Genomic DNA, 1,215 nt, shown 5'->3' with positions numbered 1-1,215 from the left:
GCTGACCTAGATGTTCGAAAAACTGGCCGTTTTCTAGCTCTAGTTGCACTTCCACACCGTTCGACTCGGCCGAACCATCGCCTTTAATTCGATCCATGCCCATCGCTAAACGCTCACGTTCACTGACGCTAAACGAAGTGTGCACAGGATCTAGGCTCACGAGCGTCGTCAGCACACCTGAAGATGGAGAAACCAGATCACCAGTACTCACTTTTGTGTCGCTAATACGACCACTAAATGGCGCTCGGATTTGCGTGTACGAAAGGTTGACTTCTGCAAGTTTAAGCTGTGCATTCGCGGCTTCTAGTTCTGCACGCGCGCCTAGCAATGTTGCTGTCAACGCATCAAATTCCGATTGGGAGATGCTTCCACGAGGAAGCAGGTTTTTACCACGTTGGTGATCAAGCTCTGCCTTTTTAAGCGAAGCTTTTGCTTGTGCTAACGCTGCTTTCGCACTTGCCACTTGTGCTTCAAAAGAAGAAGGTTCAATAGAATAAAGAAGCTGGCCTTTTTCTACCATTTGTCCTTCTTCAAAATGACGAGCTTGTAAATAGCCTGAAATCTGTGCTGTGATATTGGTATCTTCTACCGCTTCAATGCGACCGATATATGATTTACTCGGTTGGTAGTCGATTACCGTGACATCCTGAGTTACGACAAGAGGCGCTTGGCTCTCTCTTTGGGCATTATTCGCTTCTCCGCATCCTGCAAGGATAGCTGTAGCCGCCATTAATGCGACAAGTGGTTTCTTTTGCATGTATTTACCGTCTTTATGGAACAGGATATTGTTGAAAACACACTAACCTTACAGAGAGTAGATTCCGAATTCTCCTACATAAATTGCGTAAAATGTTTCTAAATGTAATTAATTGAAACGAGCCGAAATAAAGTTGATGCATTTGAAATCATTTTCAGTTCTTCATTCACCCAACAATATAAGCAACCTCTAATCATCAATGTGATGTATGACTCATTCGTTTGCCAATTTTGACCAATAAACTCATCAATAAAGGCGGAATTGTTGCTTAGAGCTGAACAAACTCTCCCCGATTAACCATGAAAACGAATCGCTTTCACTGTAATGCTCGTATTTCGACTATTTTTTTAAAAAAAATGGGTTATCATTCAGATAATTCGAAGCCTTCGACCGAGAGGATGAGCATGATTTCTAAATGGGCGAAACGTTTTTACCAAATGGCTGAACTGGTGGCGTCT

1 protein-coding gene is annotated in these 1,215 nt (G+C 43.0%); it reads right to left on the bottom strand.

Features of this window, described 5'->3' with window-relative positions; genetic code table 11:
• Positions 1-757, bottom strand: a 757-nt coding sequence (gene vmeY, locus R8269_RS25110) for a multidrug efflux RND transporter periplasmic adaptor subunit VmeY (protein WP_318222893.1), incomplete at its 3' end; no start/stop codon positions are given.
• Positions 758-1,215 lie beyond the last annotated feature (458 nt).

The organism is Vibrio sp. Vb0667 (assembly GCF_033391095.1).
This window is presented reverse-complemented; position numbering and strand designations above follow the sequence as displayed.